This is a genomic window from Marinomonas algicola, from assembly GCF_014805825.1.
Lineage (GTDB): Bacteria > Pseudomonadota > Gammaproteobacteria > Pseudomonadales > Marinomonadaceae > Marinomonas > Marinomonas algicola.
This window is the reverse complement of record NZ_CP061941.1, coordinates 81,521-104,593: the sequence shown is the minus strand read 5'-3', so window position 1 is coordinate 104,593 and position 23,073 is coordinate 81,521. Positions and strand designations below refer to the sequence as shown.

The 23,073-nt window shown below is 47.0% G+C and carries 13 protein-coding genes, 1 pseudogene and 1 riboswitch; of the genes and pseudogenes, 8 read left to right on the top strand and 6 right to left on the bottom strand.

Annotated elements, in window-relative coordinates:
• The first annotated feature begins 7 nt into the window (after positions 1-7).
• Positions 8-1,003: an ABC transporter substrate-binding protein gene (locus tag IEZ33_RS00425; protein ID WP_191601791.1), complete on the top strand. Its 996-nt coding sequence runs from the start codon at positions 8-10 to the stop codon at positions 1,001-1,003.
• A 70-nt stretch (positions 1,004-1,073) separates the two neighbouring features.
• Positions 1,074-1,751, top strand: coding sequence for a monofunctional biosynthetic peptidoglycan transglycosylase (gene mtgA / locus IEZ33_RS00420; RefSeq protein WP_191601790.1), 678 nt, complete (start codon positions 1,074-1,076; stop codon positions 1,749-1,751).
• Between the two features lie 40 nt (positions 1,752-1,791).
• On the opposite strand, the gene lhpI is transcribed toward mtgA, so the two are convergent.
• On the bottom strand, positions 1,792-3,510 hold the full coding sequence (gene lhpI / locus IEZ33_RS00415) for a cis-3-hydroxy-L-proline dehydratase (RefSeq protein ID WP_191601789.1): 1,719 nt from the start codon (positions 3,508-3,510) through the stop codon (positions 1,792-1,794).
• Positions 3,511-3,675: 165 nt separating this feature from the next.
• A complete protein-coding gene (locus tag IEZ33_RS00410; RefSeq protein ID WP_191601788.1) occupies positions 3,676-4,263 on the bottom strand; it encodes a glutathione S-transferase family protein in 588 nt (195 codons plus the stop codon).
• Between the two features lie 114 nt (positions 4,264-4,377).
• Between IEZ33_RS00410 and IEZ33_RS00405 the strand changes: the two genes are divergently transcribed.
• From IEZ33_RS00405 to IEZ33_RS00390, 4 genes and pseudogenes are all read left to right on the top strand, one after another.
• On the top strand, positions 4,378-5,112 hold the full coding sequence (locus IEZ33_RS00405; protein ID WP_191601787.1) for a helix-turn-helix transcriptional regulator: 735 nt from the start codon (positions 4,378-4,380) through the stop codon (positions 5,110-5,112).
• 587 nt (positions 5,113-5,699) lie between these two features.
• Positions 5,700-6,657: pseudogene (locus IEZ33_RS00400) on the top strand (IS5 family transposase); the annotation flags it as partial.
• 282 nt (positions 6,658-6,939) lie between these two features.
• On the top strand, positions 6,940-7,398 hold the full coding sequence (locus tag IEZ33_RS00395; protein ID WP_191601786.1) for a GNAT family N-acetyltransferase: 459 nt from the start codon (positions 6,940-6,942) through the stop codon (positions 7,396-7,398).
• A gap of 4 nt (positions 7,399-7,402) precedes the next feature.
• The gene (locus tag IEZ33_RS00390; protein ID WP_191601785.1) at positions 7,403-13,723 is read left to right on the top strand and encodes an Ig-like domain-containing protein; all 6,321 of its coding nucleotides are present in this window, start codon (positions 7,403-7,405) and stop codon (positions 13,721-13,723) included.
• Between the two features lie 337 nt (positions 13,724-14,060).
• Here the strand turns inward: IEZ33_RS00390 and IEZ33_RS00385 are convergent, their stop codons facing one another.
• Genes IEZ33_RS00385 through IEZ33_RS00370 form a run of 4 tightly spaced genes read right to left on the bottom strand, consistent with a single transcriptional unit; the run spans position 14,061 to position 18,523 of the window.
• Positions 14,061-14,840 carry an ABC transporter ATP-binding protein gene (locus tag IEZ33_RS00385; RefSeq protein ID WP_191601784.1) on the bottom strand — a complete coding sequence of 260 codons (780 nt, stop codon included), beginning with the start codon at positions 14,838-14,840 and terminating at the stop codon, positions 14,061-14,063.
• Complete coding sequence (locus tag IEZ33_RS00380) at positions 14,837-15,784, bottom strand: FecCD family ABC transporter permease (RefSeq protein ID WP_191603480.1); 948 nt, start codon at positions 15,782-15,784, stop codon at positions 14,837-14,839. The genes IEZ33_RS00385 and IEZ33_RS00380 overlap by 4 nt, the downstream gene beginning before the upstream one ends.
• Before the next feature lie 43 nt (positions 15,785-15,827).
• Complete coding sequence (locus IEZ33_RS00375) at positions 15,828-16,718, bottom strand: cobalamin-binding protein (protein ID WP_191601783.1); 891 nt, start codon at positions 16,716-16,718, stop codon at positions 15,828-15,830.
• A gap of 11 nt (positions 16,719-16,729) precedes the next feature.
• Complete coding sequence (locus IEZ33_RS00370) at positions 16,730-18,523, bottom strand: TonB-dependent receptor domain-containing protein (RefSeq protein WP_191601782.1); 1,794 nt, start codon at positions 18,521-18,523, stop codon at positions 16,730-16,732.
• A 67-nt stretch (positions 18,524-18,590) separates the two neighbouring features.
• Positions 18,591-18,784: riboswitch (cobalamin riboswitch) on the bottom strand.
• 477 nt (positions 18,785-19,261) lie between these two features.
• On the opposite strand from IEZ33_RS00370, the gene IEZ33_RS00365 reads away from it, so the two are divergent.
• Together IEZ33_RS00365 and IEZ33_RS00360 are read left to right on the top strand one after the other, a co-directional pair.
• On the top strand, positions 19,262-20,902 hold the full coding sequence (locus IEZ33_RS00365; protein WP_191601781.1) for a methyl-accepting chemotaxis protein: 1,641 nt from the start codon (positions 19,262-19,264) through the stop codon (positions 20,900-20,902).
• Between the two features lie 148 nt (positions 20,903-21,050).
• Positions 21,051-22,979: a B12-binding domain-containing radical SAM protein gene (locus tag IEZ33_RS00360; protein WP_191601780.1), complete on the top strand. Its 1,929-nt coding sequence runs from the start codon at positions 21,051-21,053 to the stop codon at positions 22,977-22,979.
• Positions 22,980-23,073 lie beyond the last annotated feature (94 nt).

Sequence of the window (23,073 nt, the reverse complement as noted above, 5' to 3'; positions counted from 1 at the left end):
CAGTCGTATGAAAATCCTACCTTCTATGTTACCTGTGATGTTGTTTTCTACTTTTTCAATTCAGGCCAATGCGTCGACCTGCGGATCATTCTCCATCGCCGATATGAATTGGAATTCCGCCAGTTTAATGGCGCATGTCGATCAATTCATTCTTAATCATGGCTATCAATGTGATGCTGAACTCGTCCCTGGTGACAGTGTTCCTACCGGATTGTCTATGATTGAAAAAGGTCGTCCTGATGTTGCGCCAGAGCTTTGGACTAATGGCATTAAAGAGGCGCTGGATAAAGGTGTCGCAAATAAACGCCTGCGTTACGCAGGTAAGTCACTCGTGAATGGAGGAGAAGAAGGTTTTTGGGTTCCGGCTTATATGATCGACCAATACCCTGAAATGGCAACCATAGAAGGGATTATTCAACATGCTAAATTATTTAAGCATCCTGAAAGTGATACGGCTTCCGCCTTTTATGGTTGTCCAGCAGGATGGACATGCCAAATCACGTCTGAGCACCTCTTCAACGCCCTTGAGCTAGAAAGCCATGAATTTGAAATGATTGATCCAGGTTCCGGTGCCGGACTGGCTGGAACCATAGCAAAAGCTCACGAGCGTCATTTGCCGTGGTTTGGTTATTACTGGTCACCAACCCCCGTACTTGGGAAATATGAAATGGTCAAAGTCGATTTTGGTAGTGGAACCGATGTTGAAGAATATCGCAATTGCACCACACAACCAGACTGTGAATCGCCAAAAGTGACTATGTACCCCCCCTCCCCTGTTTACACCATAACGACAGAGACATTTTCTCAGACAGAACCTCAAGCCTTTGAATACTTTTCAACACGCGGTTTTACGAACCAAGAAATGAGTACTTTATTAGCTTGGATGGAAGATAACCAAGCAGATGAAGAAGCGGCTATGTATTACTTTTTAGAACACTACCCTCACATTTGGAAAGCCTGGGTGTCTGACGAAGTTGCGTCAAAAGTAAGCGCGGCGCTTTGATTCAAAAATAAAGTCACCGGACAACAAACACCTTGATTAAAGGCCCATCAAACCGAGTAAGAGTGCCTACATGCCAAAAGGTAAACGCCGTAAATTAAAAAAAGCATGGAGTCTTTTATGGCGTATGTGGCTGACCTTTGCCTTGGTGTTACTGGTGTTTCGCTTTGCGCCGCTGCCGACGACGGCGTTTATGTTACAAAGCCCTTATCCGGTAAAGCAGGCTTGGATAAGCATTGATACACTGCCGCCACACATTCCGTTGGCGGTAGTGGCGTCAGAGGATCAACGTTTTCCCATACATTTTGGTATCGATGTTCTTGAAATCCGTAACGCGATAATTGATTACGGTGATGGAGAAGGATTACGTGGTGCCAGCACCATTACGCAACAGACGGCGAAGAACCTCTTTCTTTGGCCTAGCCGTAGCTTTTTACGCAAGGGTTTGGAAGCAGGTTTAGCGGTAGTCCTTGAAATGGTTTGGGGGAAAAAACGTATCCTTGAAGTGTATTTAAACGTGGCCGAGTTCGGTCAAGGTATGTACGGCGTCGAAGCCGCCAGTCAACATTACTTTGGTCGATCGGCCAGCACACTTTCAGCGACACAAGCGACGCGGTTGGCCATCATGCTGCCAAGCCCGCGTACTCGAACCCCTAACCGCTTAACACCTTACCTCCGTGAGAGAACAGAATGGGTTGAGCAACAAATGCAGCAGCTTGGTTATGATTACCTGAAAACCATTATTGATTAAAGCCGACTCAAAAGAGCCCCCAAGTTTGATAGTAACAAACCTAACCATCCAGCCATGCTGGACGTTTTTCGGGGGCCTGCCCACTGACCGCAGCGTCAACGCACTCTTTTAAGCTCCCAATACGAGAATGCCTACCTGTCAAACCGTGAGCATAATGCGCGTATTTACCCGAGTTGGTGAATAGACCTTTCGCTTCTGGTGGGAAAACAGGCTCTGTAATTGAACACCAACACAGATCAGGAATCAGCCGCACACCGGCTTTCTCTAATCGATCAACTAGCCCTTCAGATTTTGTTTGATTCAAGACCTCTCGCCCAATGGTGATGATCATTTTAGTGGCTGGATTGCATTGGTTATCACCCAGTAAATCGGCGACCCGACGTACTTCATTAATAGACGCATGAGGGCTACCAATAGCCACTAGGTCTACGGTCATTTCCCCCTGGTTCAGCTCTGTCCATGCACAAACGAAGTCAGCCATCCCGATAAAACGTCGTTCGGCATCGGCATGCGGCGATTGCGCACCTTCCGGTGTGTGTCCAGCAATATGCAACATAGGCGCGCCCGATGTGGTACCAAAAGCCGCACACAATGCTTTTAAATCGTCCTTGGTTGGGTGCAAATGCTCAATTCCCGTTAGTAAAGGGATATGATCCGGCGATTCACGTCCCGCTAACCAACCTAATAAAGGCCAGAACAGGTCGTCGTGAAGGCCTAATGTTGCAGGAGGAGAAACAGCAATGACCTTGTGAGCCACGCGCCCCTCTTGGGTATAGACTCCAGAAGCCGGCGCTCGACCTGTCATAGCTATAAATAAATCGAGATAATCTGGGTGTTTCGGACTGCGTGCTCCCAGTACGGTATTGGCGTAGATAACCGCATTGGACTCTGACCAGCCAATGGTCTCTCCTTCGACTGGCGCATCGTCTAATAAATAAGGCGCGCAGGTAAAAGTCGGGCGCGCGCCCATACGTACATAGGCATCGGCCAGCCGACTTGCTCGTCTTCCAAAATCAGCCGAGATATTTTGTGATGTCCAATTTTCTCTATCCACTGAAATCGCATTAATCGTAGTAGGAACGACCACCTTAGCACCCAGATCAGCCAATTTTTCCGCGAAAATTAAATTGGCCGAATGAGCCAGAATACAACCATCTATGTGGCCTCGGGTGACATTAGTGAGTTGCCGAACCCCAGCCACAGAAGCCATTAGGCAAATAATGTCCATCGCCATTTTCGCCGCTGGACCTGAGGTTCCGCTTAATAAAGATTGGTCTTCATCGGTTAATTCAATATCACCCAGTTTAGTCACGTCAAGACTGAGCTCTTGACTACCCACTATTAGCTTAGATCCAGAAATAGACGCGGCTTTCGACTCTGCAAGCCGCGCGTAATCTTTCGCCGACAAGGACAGCGTTGGCAAGGGTTTTCCAAACACTCTATCCGCTACCAACGCACCTAAGGTTAAGATTTCTTCAGGCTCTTTAAAAACCAAGGCCGCTGGCGCGAGTCCATTTAAAGACAGTTCTAACAGCACGCCGCTGCCGCTGCAAGACCCTCTGGACGTCGGCATCTGCAAGATTTTCCCAGCAACAGATGCCCCACAATCAGGATGATGGACGTCGATAATACGCCCCGTCTCTGGATCGACTCCACCCCAAAAACTCAGCCCTTCGGCACAACAAAGAACGTCACCGGACGCCTCACCTTCCACAAAAATGACGCTTTGTTTTTTACTGTTGTCCGATAAGCTGTCCATAGTACCTCTGAAAAATGCCCCTGAAATAAAGTTAAGTGGATCGATCCATCAAAAAGTGTGATGTCCTTAAAAACACAACGGTCTTTAATTAACCTCATTACTTTTACTTAAAGAACCTGTTTAAAGAATTGTCGATCTGTTGTAAACCTTTTTTCTATTTTCCCATTAAAAAGCCGTATGTGTCTCTTTATAGGCAGGTCGTTGACGAATGCGTTTTACATAAGCCGCTACCTTAGGTGATGGCTCGAACCACTTAAAAGTAATTGAGAAGTCTAGAAGGCCACCAAACACGACATCGGCGGCGGTAAATTGTTCGCCAAGCGCCCAATCAATTTCAGGTGTCATCTCTTCAATCGTGGCTAATACACGTTGCATATCACCCCAACCCGCCGACATTGGGTCAGGATGCTCAAAGCCACACGCGGCAAGAGAGAAGGCCGGCTCAATGGTGTTACCAGCAAAAAACAAGTAGCGATAATAGGCCGCTCGTTCAACCGACCCTATTTCAGGGGCTAGCTTCTTTTCAGGAAACTTATCCGCAAGATAAGCACAAATAGCCGAGACTTCTGTTACTACAACCTCGCCATCCACCAGTGTAGGTAGCTTCCCCATGGGGTTGATGTTGCGAAAGTCAGCCGAGTTATTTTCGTTTGTCTTAAAATCGATCCTAATTTGCTCATGCGGAGCATCCAGCTCTTTCAGCATCCAGTCAGTAGAGATAGCCCGGCTCATTGGGTTGTAATAGTGCTTCATACTTAAAACTCCTCGTCGTTATATTGATGTTAAACCCTGTGTTGAATTGAATAAAACGTTGCCTAAGATGTGGAGTATAGGGTATTTTATGCCATTTAATGGCATATTAGATAAATGATCAATACCAGCTTTGAACAACGTACGGAACGACGTAATCGCCTCATTGGTTTACTTCGCTCTGAAACCTACTGGAAAACCGCTGACTTGCGTGAGCAATTGGGCATCAGTCAGCGTACCTTAATGCGTGAACTGGCTGAGTTAAAACGTGCCGGGTATCCTATTGAATCCGAAAGGGGTCGTGGTGGTGGCATTCGCTTAAATGGTCGATGGGGTGTGGACCGCCTGCAATTGAGTCATCATGAAGTGGTTGAGCTGATACTTTCATTGGCCATTATGGAGTCTTTGCAATCCCCTCTTCTTACCAGTAACTTAAAAGCGATTAAACAGAAACTGTTCCAAGCCTTCCCTCAAGAGCAAAGAAACTCTGTCAGCACTATCCGTAAACGCATTATGATTGGTGACAATGCGGGAGCAAATACCGTCTCTCGCTACACAGCACCCGGGTCACACATTTCCGAGAACATCGCCGAGGCGTTTTTAGCACAAAGATGTTTAGAGATCGACTACCAGTCCGACACCGGAGAACACACCACGCGGGTAATTGAAGCCCAGTATATCTTGTTGAACTGGCCGATATGGTACATCACGGCTTGGGATCACCTTAGATCGTCCTCGAGGATGTTCCGCATAGATAGAATACAAAACGCTCGACTGGTCAGAGGTCATTTCCAACTCAAGCCGATAGAGGTATTCATCGGTAGTTATACGCCCTATTACCAAAGCATTTAACGCCATTTTACGGTTCATCACATAAAATTTGAGCGTTCTTTATACTAAGTGAAATTGACAATTCATACCGTGTTCTTTTAATGGGGCAATAACTTGATAAGCGTCATTCTTGTGCCTCAAAGAACCCTTGGTGAGAGTATTACCGGAGGTAAGAGGAAGGCTGTTTCATTTTTATTTTTTACACCAGTACAAGGGAGAGAAACTGACACACGTCGCTCGCTTCTATGAGATATATCGACACTATTTTTCTCAAAAAAATCACCTTCGCCGGATTCATCCAGACTGATGTAGACTAATTCAGCACAAATTTTTCGATCTAACAACCTTAAGATATAAAGAATATGCCATTATGTGGCCCTACAAGCATTGCACTAAACGCCAATCTTCCCCTGTCATAACAAAGTCAGGATGTATCCCGATAATTCTCGATAACTCAAAAATCTGAGCTCCATCGATACAGCATGATGATATTCCCAATACTTTCTAAAAAAGGATACATGAAGACATCCAAATACGACAAAAATATGAAAGTTGCAATGTTTACTAATATAAGGGAACATGCGATTAAGTCGGTAACATGAGATAATTTCGCCGACACCGAATTTACCAGCAAACGCAGCAAAACTCGCAAAGAACTCTTCCTTGGTCGAATGGATGAATTGATTCCTGGGCGGCAGCTTGAAGCCCAAATTGAACCCTTCTATCCAAAAGCAGTTAACGGCCGTTGCCCCTATCCTTTGTCTACCATGATACGCATTCACTTTATGCAGAACTGGTACAACATGGGAGACCCTGCCATGGAGGACGGGCTTTATGAGATTACCTCTATGCGGCTGTTTGCTGGGTTATCCTTAGCAGGCGTAATACCTGATCACACCACCATTATAAACTTCAGGCATTGACTGGAGAAACATAAGCTTGGGCGTAGGTTCTTTAAAAAAGTCCACAAATGGCTATCAAATTCAGGTATTGACTTCACAGAAGGCACTGTCGTTGACGCGACTATTATTGACGCCGCTAGCTCGACCAAAAATAAAGCATATAGCACGTTACCCAGAAAGGCACCATACCAAGAAAGGAAATCAATGGTTCTTTGGATTGAAGGCACATATTGGAGTCGATGCTAAACGTGGTTTGGTGCACAGTTTTACCACCACATTCGCCAATGAGCATGACTTAAAGCAAATCCATGAACTGATGCATGGGGATGAATTATTTGTATCCGCTGACTCGATATATCGTGGCGTAAAAAAACGTGAGGAAACCAAAGATAAGACGTTGGACTGGTTGATTGCAGAGATACCAAGCAAGGTTCAGGAATGGAAGAAGCATCCCCGTATTAATAAAAAGCCCATTAACACTGAGTACATAAAAGCGAGCATCAGAGCAAAAGTAGAGCACCCGTTTCGAATACTCAAGTGCCAGTTTGGCTTCCGCAAAGTAGTCTATAAAGGCTTATCAAAAAATGACAATAAGCTCGCAGTGTTGTTTGCACTGGGAAACATACTGCGAGTGGATCAGATAATAAGGTCTGCACGAGGTTAATCCGTCTTGATGACGGTAGTTGGAGTTTTATGGCTCCAACTAGGGAACAAGACACGCTAAACACTGAGATTTGGAGAAAATTGAAAGGCAAATCAAGTCAGCAAGCGACTTAGTGCTAATTAGCTAACTTATTCGCATATTCCCTAGACTAACCAAACACAAAATTAATAGGCTCACTTTTTATTATTGAAATAAAGACATACCGCTCTTAATAAAATACAATTTTTTACTTGTACTTTACTGCTGTAAGCATATGATTATCAGTTTTGGAAGGGGTTAATTATGCCTGTTCGTATCGCAACACTTGGCGACCTAAAAGCCATCGCTGATTTAGTTGAATTCCATGCCTACCCTGAACTTAATTGGAAGCACGCCACTTTCAGCCGTCGCGCCACTCTTGCAACAGCTAAGCAGTTTATCCTCTCTCCAGATAATGAGGTTTTTCTAGCCGTTAAAGATGATCAGATCGTTGGCTACGCTTTCTGCCTAATTTCCAGATACTTTTTCTCTGAGCAGCTGTTCGGCGCTGACTTATCATTTTATGTGAAACCTGAGGCTCGAGGAGGTTTCCTAGGGGCCAGCATGATTAGAAAGATGAAGCGTTATTTAAAAGAAAAAGGCGCTTTGGAATTATTTTTGACTATTAACAGTGGTGTAGACGTCGATAACACAGTCAAGCTTTCAAAAAGTTTAGGTGCTGAAAATTTAGGCAGTAGTTTAAGTTTAAAAATTAAAGGATAAGAAAATGTGTGGACCTTACATATCACTAGCGCCAGTATCTGATGATGGCGAAAACAATTATGATGGAGAAACAAGCCTTAATAACAACCTCCTGTTTAAAGTAAACACTTACTACTACGTAAATAGCAACAACGACAGAGTCGTCTGGCTAAGCTTGGATGACAACACCACTTACGATGCATCAGTAGACCATTTGTTAACTCTTGAATCTAGCGATGTTAACAATTACAGCTATGTCTATAAATATTCAGGGTCCCCTTTAGCTGTTGGTACGAACACCTTTTATTTTCGTGATGATTACTACTCCAGTGGATATGTGGCTTCTGATATAGTTTCTATCATTTTCTCAGCCACTACGATTCCAGAAAACAAACCAGCTAGTTCCACTGCTGTTGATTACACTGTTACTTTTACTTCAGCTGTTTCTAACGTAACAATAGATGACTTCCAGCTAACCACAACTGGAACCGCTTCCGGTAACATTAGTGAAATTAACGGGAGCGGAACAACTTACACGGTCACAGTAGACTCACTAGAAGGAGAAGGAACGACTCGATTAGATATTAAAGCTGGAACAGATATAATAGATAATCAAAATACACTGTTTGCTGAGTACAATAGCGGAACAGTTCATACTGTTGACACCGTTGCACCAACCGTTACTTCCATAACTCGCTACTCCCCTAGTGAAGCTCAAACCGAAGACGATTCATTGACATTTGAAGTGGTCTTTTCTGAATCAGTAGCGAATGTTACGAGCGATGATTTCATCATTTCAGGCACCACTGCAACAGCAAGCCTTTCTACTGTTAATGATTCTACCTACCACTTAACACTGTCTGGCGGAAACCTCGCGGATTTAAATGGCACTGTTTCAGTTGCGCTCTCAAGTAGTCACAATATTTCAGACACCCATAGTAATTTATTAGTTAATGTATCACCCACCGGATCAAGTGAGTCTTATACTGTCGGCACTCCTGATATAGTTGCCCCTGATGCGCCAAGTGGTCTTGATCTCCTCATTGCTAGTGACTCAGGAAGCTCTTCTTCTGATGACGTAACGAGCATTACAACACCTTCGATCAGCGGTAACGCCGAAGCCAATTCCACGGTCATACTTTACGATACCGATGGTAGTACAGAATTGGGCTCGGTTACCGCCGACGGTTCAGGCAACTGGTCAATCACATCCAGTACATTAACGGAGGGTGACCACAACTTAACCACCAAAGCCAGGGATGCCGCTGGCAATACCTCGGTTGCCTCATCGGCCTTAACGGTCACCATTGACACCGACGCACCCAATGCGCCGTCGGTAGCAGATCTGTCCTCTGCATCCGATTCTGGCTCATCAAGCACAGATAACGTTACCAACGACACCACACCAACGGTAACAGGCACCGCGGAAGCCAATGCCACCGTCACCCTGTACGATACCGACGGCAGCACCTCATTGGGTTCGGTTACCGCAGACGGTTCAGGCAATTGGTCAATCACATCCAATACATTAATGGAGGGTGACCAAACTTTAACTACCAAAGCCACGGACGCCGCGGGTAATACCTCAGTTGCTTCAGCAGGATTAACTGTCACCATCGACACCGCGGCACCAAGTGCGCCATCGGTAGCCGATCTTGCTAACGCCTCAGATTCTGGCTCGTCGAATAGTGACAACATCACCAACGACACCACACCCACGGTGACAGGTACCGCCGAAGCAGGCGCCAGCGTTACCCTTTACGATACGGATGGCACCACTTCATTAGGCTCGGTTACCGCAGACGGTTCAGGCAACTGGTCAATCACATCCAGTGCCTTAACAGACGGTGCACACACCTTAACCACCAAAGCCACGGACGCCGCGGGCAATACCTCAGTTGCTTCAGCAGGATTAACGGTCACCATCGACACCGCCGCGCCAAATGCGCTGTCGGTTGCCGATCTTGCTGATGCTTCCGATTCTGGCTCGTCGAATAGTGACAACATCACGAGCGACACCACACCCACGGTAACAGGAACCGCGGAAGCCAATGCGACCGTCACCCTGTACGATACGGATGGCACCACTTCATTAGGCTCGACTACTGCAGACGGTTCAGGCAACTGGTCAATCACATCCAGTGCCTTAACAGACGGTGCGCACACGCTTACCACCAAATCCACCGATGCCGCGGGCAATGTCTCAGTCGCTTCATCAGGATTAACGGTCACCATTGACACCGCCGCGCCAAATGCGCTGTCGGTTGCCGATCTTGCTGATGCTTCCGATTCTGGCTCGTCGAATAGTGACAACATCACGAGCGACACCACACCCACGGTAACAGGAACCGCGGAAGCCAATGCGACCGTCACCCTGTACGATACGGATGGCACCACTTCATTAGGCTCGACTACTGCAGACGGTTCAGGCAATTGGTCAATCACATCCAGTACATTAACGGAGGGTGACCACAACTTAACCACCAAAGCCACGGATACCGCTAGCAATACCTCGGTTGCCTCATCGGCCTTAACGGTCACCATTGACTCCACCGCACCCAATGCGCCGTCGGTAGCCGATCTTGCTGATGCTTCCGATTCTGGCTCGTCGAATAGTGACAACATCACCAGCACCACTACGCCCACACTGACAGGAACAGCGGAAGCCAATGCGACCGTCACTCTGTACGATACCAACGGCAGCGGCACCACCTCATTGGGCTCGGTTACGGCCGACGGTTCAGGCAATTGGTCAATTACCTCCAGTGCCTTAACAGACGGTGCACACACCTTAACCACCAAATCCACCGATGCCGCGGGCAATGTCTCAGTTGCTTCATCAGGATTAACGGTCACCATTGACACCGCCGCGCCAAATGCGCTGTCGGTTGCCGATCTTGCTGATGCTTCCGATTCTGGCTCGTCGAATAGTGACAACATCACGAGCGACACCACACCCACGGTAACAGGAACCGCGGAAGCCAATGCGACCGTCACCCTGTACGATACGGATGGCACCACTTCATTAGGCTCGACTACTGCAGACGGTTCAGGCAACTGGTCAATCACATCCAGAGCCTTAACAGACGGTGCGCACACGCTTACCACCAAATCCACCGATGCCGCGGGCAATGTCTCAGTCGCTTCATCAGGATTAACGGTCACCATCGACACCACGAATCCAACTGTGACCATTACGAGCGGTTCACTCGCTTATACGGAGAATGATGTAGCCGCGGCGATTGACAGTGCGATGACATTAACCGAAGCAGGAAGTTCAGGCTCTTCTGTATTGACCGTACAAATTTCGGCCAATGCTGAAGCATCCGATACTCTGTCTCTAGCAACGGGGACAGCAACTGGCATTAACATCAACGGAACCGATTTACGTTCCGATACAACGAGCATAGGCACAGTAACCACCTCGAGTGTCACCAACAACACAACCTGGACACTCACCTTCCTATCATCCGCAACAGCGGCCAATATTCAAGAGGTGCTTCAGGCGATTCGCTACCACAACACATCAGAGAGCCCCAGCAGTTCAGCCCGCACCGTAACCTTTAACTTGACTGATGGCGCAGGCAACCAGGGTACGAGCACTCGTGACATTGCTGTGTCAGCCGTGAACGACGCGCCTGTCATCACCTCTGGTGCGACGGGGAGTGTCAATGAAAATGCCGCCACCAGTACCGCGATTTACACCGCCACCGCCTCGGATGTGGACGACGACACCGTCACCTACAGTTTATCAGGTGACGATGCGGAGCAACTCAACATCAACGCGACCACTGGGGTGGTGACACTCAACGACTCCGCCGATTACGAAACCAAAGCCAGTTACAGCTTCAATGTAATCGCCACCGATGATGGCACCGGCACCTTGACCGATACCCAAGCGGTTGTGGTCAGTGTAAACGACGTCAATGACGCGCCAGAAGGCGCCGATAAATCCGTTTCCATTAGTGGCTTACAAGCGCATACCTTTGCCGCCTCTGACTTTACCCTAACCGATGTGGAAAACGACGGATTATCTGGTATACGCATTGATGTGCAGTCGCTAGACAGCGGTCTACTAACACTATCAGGGGTCACCGTAACCGACGGACAGATTATTAATCTCGCCGATTTAGGCAATTTAGTGTATGCGCCTACCGCGTTTGGTAATGATGCTTTCACCTTTAGTGTGATTGATGACTCAGGTTCAATAAATACAATAGATACAACGCCGAATACCTTTTCGTTTGGCGTAACGCCTGTACCAGAAACACCAACGACACCAACCGCTCCGCCAGCGGATGCAACCGTTGTTGATGGCGCATTTGTTAGCTCTTCCACAGAAGAAGATGAAAATGGGGAGGCAATTGACGTCATATCCGTTTTCCCAACGACAGCAGACCGCTCAGACACAAACCCAGCGTCTGAATCGGCCGATGTGCCTCTGCATTTCTCTGATGACGCAGGTAACGTGGTAGTCACCACCGTCAGTTTACCAACAGGCGTTGGTATCAAAGCGAGAGCCAACAATACCGCCAAAACCAAAAATGCAGAAACCGATCTCGTCAGTCTAATCAATAAGTTCTCAACCGCAGGGTCGGACAAGGACGAAGCACTCGCAAAAGGTCAAACCTTTTTAAATGAGGCGTCTGATGCAGGCAACCAACTTTGGGTGAATGAAGTGGTACTGGAACTAGGTCAAAACCAAAGCTCCAGTGGCACAACCATTAAGGTATCAGGTACTTCAGATACCACACAAGAAGAAGCGCTCGTCATTGATGCCCGTCAACTGTCGCCTGGCACCGTATTGGATCTAAGCGACATAGAGTTTGCTGTTATCGTGGGCAGCGGTATTCAAGTCCGCGGTGGTGCGGGTAAAAACGTGGTCTTCGCAGGCGCGGGTAACCAAGATATTATCCTCGGTGCGGAAGACGATGAACTGCACGCTGGTGATGGCAATGATCTTATCGGCTCCAAAGGCGGTGATGATTTCTTATTCGGGGACGCGGGCAACGATACCGTCGTTGGTGGCACGGGTAACGACACCTTAAATGGCGGCACCGGTGATGACGTACTTCAAGGCGGCCAACAAAGCAAAGGAGAATTCACCTTTAGCTTAACAGCCGATGGCAAAATACAAACCACCTACATACCTGATGATGCTGACTTCTCTGATTTAGGCGCGGTATCGTCGTCATTTACTGGCGATTGGTATACTCGACCTGTGTACATCATCGAAGGCGAAGCGCTTGCGGTTGATACCTCTCAAGCAAACGTCGCAAACTTTGACCAAGCTGGCTTTGTGCTTCAAGGCAACCAAGACTATGCTTTCTTGGCCTCTGATGTCGCGCGTTTAAAAACCATTGCCGTTTTATATACCGCCGTGGTTGGAGCGCGACCGACCCTTGCCGAGTTAAATGATTTTGCATCGGGCCAACACAATGTGGATCAATTAGCGACTCTGGCACTGGATTTTTGGCAAGCCAAGTCAGGTTTTACCGATCAAACCGACGTGCAAACGCAAGTCAGCGGCCTGCTGAATGCCATGTGGGGAGCCAATAACGTCACCCAGCAAGACATCAACAGTGCGGTCAGCCAGATGAATAGTGGCACAACACTTGAATCCTGGTTAGTGCAATTAGTCGATAACAGCAAGTCAACGGCCTTGATGGCTGACAACAGTGGTAATTTGCAATTGGCTCAGACCCTGGATGTAGCCGAAAGCGGTTTAATGCCAGACGCGGGTGAAGACATACTCAACGGCGGTGACGGTAACGATACGCTGATTGGCGGTCATGGCAGCGACATCCTTAACGGTGGCACCGGCATCGATACAGCGCAGCAATTTAGAGCCTCCACCGATTACCAAACTCTCTTAACCTCTGACGGCAAAATCACCTTGGTGTATACAGATAAAGCCTATGTGGAAACGGATACCCTGAACAGCGTTGAAGTGGTTACCTTCTCGGACACCACTGAGAACTTCGCCGCCACAAACTTATCCGCCTACACACTGAAATACCTTGCCGCCCTGAAACAACTGGTGACTGGAGAAAGCGTTACTTTAGAGGAATTAAGTCAGTATCAAGAAAGTGGCCTCACTCTGTTTGGGCAAGCTCAAGCGCTGATGACATCAGAGCAATACCAAGCCAAATGGGGGGCATTGGATAATAGAAGCTTTGTGGAGCAAGTATCCAACGCGGTGATCGAGACACCGCTGAACGAAACCGAAGTGGATTACTGGACGTCAAGGCTGGATACGAATCTATCGAGAGAAGACGGTTTTGTGCTCTTAACAGGGATGCCAAGCTATCAAGAGGAAGTGGTGGGCGACGGTCTGATGATTTAAACCACAACGTCTTGTCGGGCTCTAGCCCGACAAGACGTTGATATTATTAATAATTGTTGCGTCCTGTAGGTCGGCCTTCAGGCCGACAATGCCCTGATCCCCCGACAACACCTTGATATTATCGATCATTATTGCATCCTGTAGGTCGGCCTTCAGGCCGACAATACGTTGATATTACTGATCCTTGTTGCGCTAAAGCACAACCTACTTTTCGCGCGATTTAGCCCGATAAGACGTTGATATTTCTGACTATTATTGAGCTAAAGCACAACCTTTTCGTTTGATTTAACCCGAAAACACCTTGATATTACTGATCATTATTGCGCTAAAGCACAATCTACTGTTCGCTTACAGGGACAAAAAGAGGTTTGCCATTGAGTTCCGTCATGGCAAGTTTTTGTCGATAAAGCGGTTCTAGATTAGTTTGAGTGAGCAAATCGCTGGCTTTTCCCCAAATCGGTGGACGGTCTGGATACAAAAGTAGAATATGAGAGCACCATTGGGCGGCAACATTCACATCGTGCAGAGACATGACCACCGCTTTCCCTATTCTGGCTTGCTCTTGTAATAGCCCCATTACAGCAACTTGATAATGTAAGTCCAGATGATTTGTTGGTTCATCCACCAGCCAAACCTCTGGGTCTTGAGCCATTAAAGTAGCTAATGCGGCTCGTTGCCGCTCTCCTCCAGATAAACTGCTTAACGCTCGCTCACGAAAAGGCGTTAAATCCAAACGATCTAATGCGACGAGAGCTAAGTCAAGGTCATGTTGGTTCTCCATTTCCCAAGGAGACAAGTGAGGAAAACGTCCTAATAAGACGGTTTCTAACACAGTGGCAGGAAAACCGTCTTGATGTTCTTGAAACATGATGCCAATTTTCTGCGCCAATGTTACACGATGTATGGTGTTAATGGGCCGATTATTTAATTCAATACACCCTATTGCTGATGCTTTCAAAGCGGCTAAAGTATGCAGTAAAGTGGTTTTCCCTACGCCATTGGGGCCCAAAATACCCCACATCTGCCTCGCTTGAAAAGTTAACGATAACGCATGCTCTGGTCGAGCAATTTGGTTGGGAATGTCGGCCAGTAGATTGATCAGAGTCAATTCAGTCATACACGGCCCCGTTGCAGCAGATACAAGAAGGTTGGCACACCCAATAAAGCCGTTATCACCCCTACAGGCAGTTGCTCCGGCGCAATCACTGTGCGCGCCAACGTATCGGCTAAGGTCACCAAACAACCGCCAGCTAAAGCACTTGCAGGGAGAATCAATCGCTGATCATTACCTAAGACCATCCGTAACATATGCGGAACCACCAATCCAACAAAACCAACACTGCCCGCTGTCGTGACGGCAATGGCCGTCAGTAAACTGGCTAGCAGAAACACAAGACGCTCTAAGCCTTTTACATTGACACCCAATGAGGCCGCTTGCAAAGGCCCCCGCGCCAATACATTTAGACTGCGGCCCAGTGGCATTAAGATCAAACATGTCGGCACCAATATCAGCCAAGCAAGCCAAGGTGTACTGGCGTAGGATAAATCACCCATCAACCAATACAGCATTCCTGGTATTTTATGGGGTGGCGCGAGCGCCAGCATTAAGGTAATCAACGCCCCCCAGCCCGCCCCAATCACCACACCAGTAAGCAACAGGCGCATGGTCGCCATGTTCCCCAAACGAGTGGAAAGCCCAAAAACTAATAAGGTAGATAAGACGGCTCCAAGAAACGCCATACCAGACATCAGTATCCCGCTAATACCGAGCAAAATGGCCGTCAATGCGGCCACAGATGCACCGCCAGATATCCCCAAAACATAAGGATCAGCCAGAGGATTTCGCAGTAATATTTGCATTAACGCTCCCGCGACAGCTAATAAGCCACCAGTGGCGAATGCCGCCATTACACGAGGCAAACGCAACTCAATGACTAACGTTTGGTTGAGACCGGAGCCTTGTCCAAGTAACGCTTGCCACACCGCGTAAGGCGACAAACTCACACTGCCTTGAGTAATCGACAACACGACACTCAATAAAGAAAGGGCCGCCAATATCATCAGCGGCCAGAGTATGCCGCGACGATGCGTTACATCGCGTGTATTAACGGCGAGCACGAGCGGTATCCAGTCTTTGGCAAAGAATTTTTGCGCCTTCTAATAAGCGCGGTGTGGGTCGCTGGATTAATGAGGGTGGTACAAAAAACAAATTGCCTTGTTGCGTAGCGAGCAACTCAGGAAACTTACGCCAGTTCTCTAACCAGTGTGCATTGCGTTCACCCATACCACCTGCAATAACGGCTTCTGGATTTTTCAGCAAGACGGCTTCTTGATTCAGTCGTGGTATCAAGCGAGGCGAGTCAGTAAAGACGTTCACACCACCGCATAGAGTCACCACCTTGCTAATGTAATGTTGGCCATTCATCGACATTAGCGGCTCTTCCCATACTTGATAGAAAGTGGTTACTGACGCGGCGTTTTGGTAACGTTCACGTAACGCCTGAATCCCTAAGCGAAAGGCTTTCGACTCGGCATTTGCTGGCTTTGAGGTACCCGCAAGTTTGCCCATGTTTTCGATATTGCGAGCGATGTCTTCGAATTCATGGGGTTCCACGTAGTAAACGGGTAAGCCTAAACGCGCCAAAGTCTCAAGCTGTTCAGTTGGGTTACCTGTTCCCCATGCTAGAATCAAATCCGGTTGCAAACTAATCAAACGCTCTAAATCTAAACGCGTATGACTGCCCACCGAGGCGACGCTTTTAGCGGCTTCAGGGTAATCGCTGTAAGACACCACAGCCACAACCTTATTACCCGCGCCAGCGGCATAAATCAACTCGGTCGCACCGGGAGATAACGCCGCAATTCGCTCCGCCGGATGATCAAGGCAAACGTTGAGCTGACGATCATCTAGCACACAGATCGCTTCCGCTGAAGCGGCTGGGACAAAGGCCCAGCCGCTTAACCAACACGCAACTATCGAACAGGTGATTCGCATTAGTCTACTCATTAAAAAGCTGAGTAATTCAGAGTTAAGAACACACCTCGACCCGGATTAAAGTAACCTTTGGCCGTTTGATAGGATTTGTCCAAGGCATTTTTAACGCTGATTTCAGCCTTCCAATCGGTTGCAAAGTCATAACTTGCGCGCACATTAATGGTCACATAGCCCGTTAATGTCTCGGCGCTGCCTAAGGTGGTTGCACGGCCTGTAGCACCCATCAATGTTATGCCTGCTTGTCCTTTATCAAACAAACGATCGGCACTGAAACGCGCACTGCGTTGCGCTCGTTTAGGTAACTGAAAACCCGTATCTTGATCTTTGGCATCGAGCCAAGTAAACGCCGCCCTGAGCTGCCATTGATCTAAAGTAATACCAGACGCAAGTTCGACGCCCTGTACTTTAGAGTCCACATTATACGCCGCCCAAGACCCTGTGTAGTTTGACCATATCACCATATCGCCATAGGACGCATCAAACACAGCGGCATCCCAAAACATGGCATCATGGTCGGCTCGAATGCCCAATTCAAGGGTTTCAGATTTCGTTGCCTTCAGCGTCGGATCACCACTGTTGGGATAATATAAATCATTAAACGTAGGCGCTTCAAAGGCTTTGCCATAGCTGGCTCGTACCGTATGAATCTCATCTAATTTGTAACCTGCTGCAATGCCACCCGTTGTAGAATCACCGTAAGCACTGTTGTGATCTTGACGGATATTAAGCTGTAAACTGGTTGAACCAAAGTCAAACAGGGATTGAGCAAAGGCGGCCTCATTACGTCGATCTGGTGCTTGATAACGTGTCACCTCAATGCGGTCTTCCGACGTCTCTGCGCCGACTACAAACTCATGGTCGCCAGACCAAATGGTGTTGCTCCAGCGAGCGGTTTGCGTTTTAGTATCGTATTTATCACCCGAAGACAGAGTGGTACTTTCATTACGCGTCTGGGACAATTTTAGCTCGGTATCCCAGTCTTCTAATACTGGCACGCTTACACCTAAGCCAATCACTTGTACTTGGTAATCGTTTTCATCACCGACATAATGATTACGCCCTTCGCTGTTCATAATCAAACCGCTTATACGTGCCCCGCTGGCAAATTTGTGCCCAAGGTTAAGCAATAGGTTTTCGTTCTCGTAACCCTGCTCACCTTCGCCTTCTTTGATAATATCACCGTCGGTTTTAAAACTTCCTACTGACAAAAGGTATTGAGAGTGATTACTGGCACCCGACAGCGTGGCGTCGGCCGTTTTCGTGTCGAACGACCCGCCTCCTATAGACACATCCAATTGTTTTTCATCACCTGCCTCAGGTAAAAACGCTTGGATTACCCCACCCACAGCATCAGCGCCGTATAAGGTCGCTTTCGGGCCACGTACAATTTCCAAACGATCAATTAATGAAGTTGGAATATTTTCAAACGGCGCGCCGCCAGAGGTGGCTGAATACAAAGGAATGCCGTCCAATAAAAATTTAGTCGATTCAGCACTGGCACCGCGCATGTAAACACTGTTCGCTTTGCCATAACCACCGTTCGAGCTAATATCTACACCTGGTTGAGCGGCTAACAGCTCGCTCATTTCTTGCGCTTGTTGAGCGTTAATTTCTTCACGAGTAATGACCGTAACGGACGACAGTGTGTCGGCGGTTTCTAAAGGCGTTGAGGTTGCGGTAACCACCAAGGGCTTTAAAGGTAATGCGTCAGCCGTTGCGACGTCCGCTTGAAGCGCCGTAGCTGAGATAATACTAAGCGCCACGATGGATTTCGTGAACGCCGGAGGAGTTAATTGAGTAATCATAAGTCGAGTCTACCGTTGCACTGCGCACGCCCGCACAGTGGTGACATATTGGTTCCAGCTTATTACGCGGAACCCCCCGTTACAGGCAGGTCTCCGGACTCAAAAGTTGCTAACGCAAGCTTTGTCGCCTTCCCATGATGAACCACAGTGGCCGTGTGACAAAGTGTGACTTTTTTACCGTTGCGGGGGCAGCGTCAGAGTTTCACTGACTTCCCTATTGTTGTTAACGACACGCTAACAACCTGTAACGGCGCGTACTCTACCATAAATCTAATAAGGGTCAGAGCTCTTCCTCGTTACTTATAAAAATATACGCGTTGAGACAGCCTTTGTAGGTATTGGTCACTCTTTCAAAAGAAACATCAGAGCACTTTCAATAATGCGTTGATCTCATAAGCACCACCGCACTAAAAATGGTCCATTTGTGGACTAGATACGTACTTTTCGGAGGTATGAATTAAGAGGCATAAAGTGTACGCTCTTAAAAACAGAGGATTTCAACCTAGAAACACGATTCACAGAATCAGTAATAGTACTTTCAAGAGTAATAATCACGCTACATTCGTTCTGACGATGGTACCGTTTTATCGTTACACAAATAAATGTAAACGGTAGTGCTAACCACTAACCACTTTTAAGGGTAAGAAAACCTGTCTTAAGAAAGACATTTTCCAGACAATTTTAAGCAAATAAGCAATCGTTGCTAACATTAAAATAATTTAGATAGAGGGGATAACGATGGGTTTTTTCTCAAACAGCTCGGTTAGAACAAAGTTGATCACTGGTTTTGGAATTATCATTCTAATTATGATGGTATTGGTTACGTTAGGTATCCGAAACGTTAACTTCATTGACAGAACCCTTGCCGAAATTACCGATATTAATTCGGTTAAGCAAAGATATGCGATTAATTACCGTGGCAGTGTTCATGATCGTGCTATTGCAATTCGCGATGTAGGAATAGCAAGAAGTGCACAAGAAATTGACCTCTTAGAGCAAGAAATCCGACGTTTAGAAGATTTCTATAACGCCGCTGAACAAGATATGAATAGATTATTGCAGCAAGGCGTGGCTTTTTCAGAGACAGAAAAAGACATTCTAAAGCGCATTGATAACATCAAGAAACGCACGTTACCTATGGTAGAAGAAGTACTTCAATTATCACGTCGTAACGAACCAGTGACGGCCATCATGTTAGATCAAATTCGTCCCGCCTTTATTCAATATCTAAACGTTATTAATGAATTCATAGACTACCAAGAAAAACAAAACCAAATTGCGACACCAAAAGCACGAGCCGTCACAGGTGGCTTTGAAAACCTGATGCTTATTTTAGGCTCCTTTTCCGTGGTGGTATCTCTTATTATAGCCCTGTTAATTGCGCGTAGTATTCGTCTCTCATTAGGCGGTGAACCGATTGAAGCTCAAACAAAAATCAAAGAATTTTCTGAGGGTCATTTAATAATAAAAGAAGAAGACTATATAGCGGGCTCAGTAATGGACTCTTTATCTGCTATGGGAATAAAGCTAACGAGCATTGTACGAACCATTGTCAGCTCATCAAACAATGTAGCGGCTCAAATCAGCGATGTTGCCAATGGTAATACTCAGGTTCTGTCTAGAACGGTTGAATTGTCTGAGCTAACTAAGATGACCGCTCAACGTCTTGAATCAATGAGAGAACGCATCGATCAAGTCGCAGCGGTGGCTTCCAAAACCGAAAAGAACTCGGAGACGACGGCAGAATACGCGAAACAAGGTCGAGACATCGTTGAAAAAACCGCGACAGAAATAGATAAAATTGCAACAACGGTGAATACGTCGGTTGATCAAATTCGCGATCTTGAAAGTCGTACTCAACAAATCGGTGGCATCATCGGTGAAATCAGTTCCATTTCAGAACAAACTAATTTGTTAGCTTTAAATGCCGCCATAGAAGCCGCACGAGCAGGTGAGTCAGGCCGAGGTTTCGCTGTTGTGGCCGATGAAGTGCGTAATCTAGCCAAACGAACAGGCGATGCAACAGCTCAAATTGACAGTGTTATCAGTGAAATTCAAACATCGACTCAAGCCTCAGTTAGTATGATGGAAGCCGCCCTACCGCAAGTAGAGAACGGTAGGAAACAATCTGAGAAAGCGACTCAACTACTGCAAAATATTGAGGTGCAAGCGGCGGATTCCTTGTCTCAAGTTCGTGAAGTCGCCACAGCCAGCGCAGACCAGGTATCTTTCGTATCTGATATTTCAATATCCATGGATCAGATTATGAACATGACACAAGAATCCATGGATGCCATGCATAATAACGCTAAAGCCGCTGAAAACGTTGATTCTTTAGCGAGATCCCTTAAAAAAGAAGTCGAGTTTTTCAAACTTTAAGCCAACATAAACTGACTGAGAGCGACACGGTGTTCGATTTGAAACAGAGTCGCTCTCAGTCATTTAAAGTAAGTCGCCATCCCTTTTAAGGTTTTTACTGCTAGAATCCGCCTTACTTTCAATTAGGTTTTACTTTTAAAGGCAGGCTATGACCGTTCTTCTAATGACCCCACCGATGACCCAACTGAATACGCCGTATCCAGCAACAGCGTATCTAACTGGCTTTTTGCGCTCTCGGGGCTATGAAGCCGTGCAACGTGACCCGGCTATCGAACTGTTTCTTGAAATGATGACCATGCCCGCGTTGGATATTATTCGTCAACATGTTGAGGCGAATTTCGAATCGTTTGAAGACGATGAACGGCCTGCTGTGATCTTTACTTTTCTGGCTGAGTTCGACCAGTATCGCTTATGTGTCGAGCCTGTCATTCGTTTTTTACAGGGTAAAGACCCAAGTCTTGCACTGCGCATTGTTTCTCGTCGTTTCTTACCAGAAGGCCCAGCATTTGATGCTATTGCACAAATGGAAGCCGTATCGGGGGACATTCTAAAGACCGCATTTGGCCGTTTAGGCGTGCAGGATAAAGCCAAGTATTTGGCCACCTTATTTATTAATGATTTGTCAGCGGTGATTACTCAAGGCGTTGATCCGTATTTTGAGGTAAGCCGTTATGGTGAGCGTTTAGCGGCAGCCAACCCAAGTTTTGATGATCTCTACAATACGTTAATGGATGAACCCAGTTTCAGCTCGGAAATTTTGGAACAATTGGTGGCGTTGTATTTGGAAGAAACCCAACCCAGTGTGGTGGCCTTAACGGTGCCTTTCCCTGGCAATATGTTGGGTGCATTACGCATTGCGCAAACCTGTAAAACCATTCACCCAGACCTTCCGATCGTGATGGGCGGAGGCTTTGTCAATACCGAGCTGCGAGCTTTAAAAGACCCTCGCGTGTTTGAGTTTGTCGATTTTATTTGTCTAGATGATGGCGAGCGCCCTTTTATGACCCTATTGGAATACTTTGACGGTCAGTGTGAAATCGACGATTTGGTACGCACCTATTTTCTCGCGGAAGACGACAATGGCGAACCCTACGTTCATTACAACACCAACGCCGAATTGCACGATATTCCCCAAACCGATGTGGCCGCACCGATTTACGATGGCTTGCCGTTAAGTGAATACCTTTCTCTGTGTGAAATGTTGAATCCAATGCATCGAATTTGGAGCGATGGTCGTTGGAATAAGCTCACCATTGCTCACGGTTGTTATTGGCGTAAATGCAGTTTTTGTGACGTAACTTTGGATTACATTGATCGTTACGATGCGGCTGGCGCCGATATTCTGGTCGATCGTATTGAAGAACTCATAGAAGAAACCGGGCAAACGGGATTTCACTTTGTTGATGAAGCGGCGCCACCTAAGGCCTTGTTTGCTCTGGCAAAGCGTTTAATTGAGCGCGGAGTAGTGATCAGTTGGTGGGGCAATATCCGCTTTGAAAAAACCTTTACTCCTGAACGCTGCCAGCTATTAGCGGATTCTGGTTGTGTCGCCGTGAGCGGTGGCCTTGAAGTCGCCTCTGATCGGTTGCTCAAGCTAATGAAAAAAGGCGTCAGTGTCGAGCAAGTCGCACGCGTCACCAAAGCCTTTAGTGAGGCCGATATTTTGGTTCACTCCTACTTAATGTATGGTTTCCCAACTCAAACCGAACAAGAAACCATAGACTCATTGGAAATGGTGCGTCAAATGATGGCTCAAGGATGCTTTCAATCGGCTTTCTGGCATCGCTTTGCCGCCACAGCCCACAGCCCAATCGGCATTAACCCGAAGGCGTTTGGTATTACATTAGCGGAGCGCCCTGAGATTCTTTTCGCTGAAAATGATGTGGATTTCACTGACCCAACGGGTACAGATCACGACATGTTGGGAGAAGGGTTACGCAAAGCTCTGTACAACTATATGCACGGTATCGGCTACGATCAACCCATGAGCTTCTGGTTTGAAAGGCCCATTAAACCGACGCGAGTAAAAAAGGACCTCATTTCAAAAGCGGTGAACGATGTCATTATGAGTGATTAGTACACCGTGTGTTAAGGCTGGCTTTTAACCGCTAGCAACGAAAAACACCAGACCGATAATATCAATCACAATCTGCACTTAGTCTGAAAGAGCA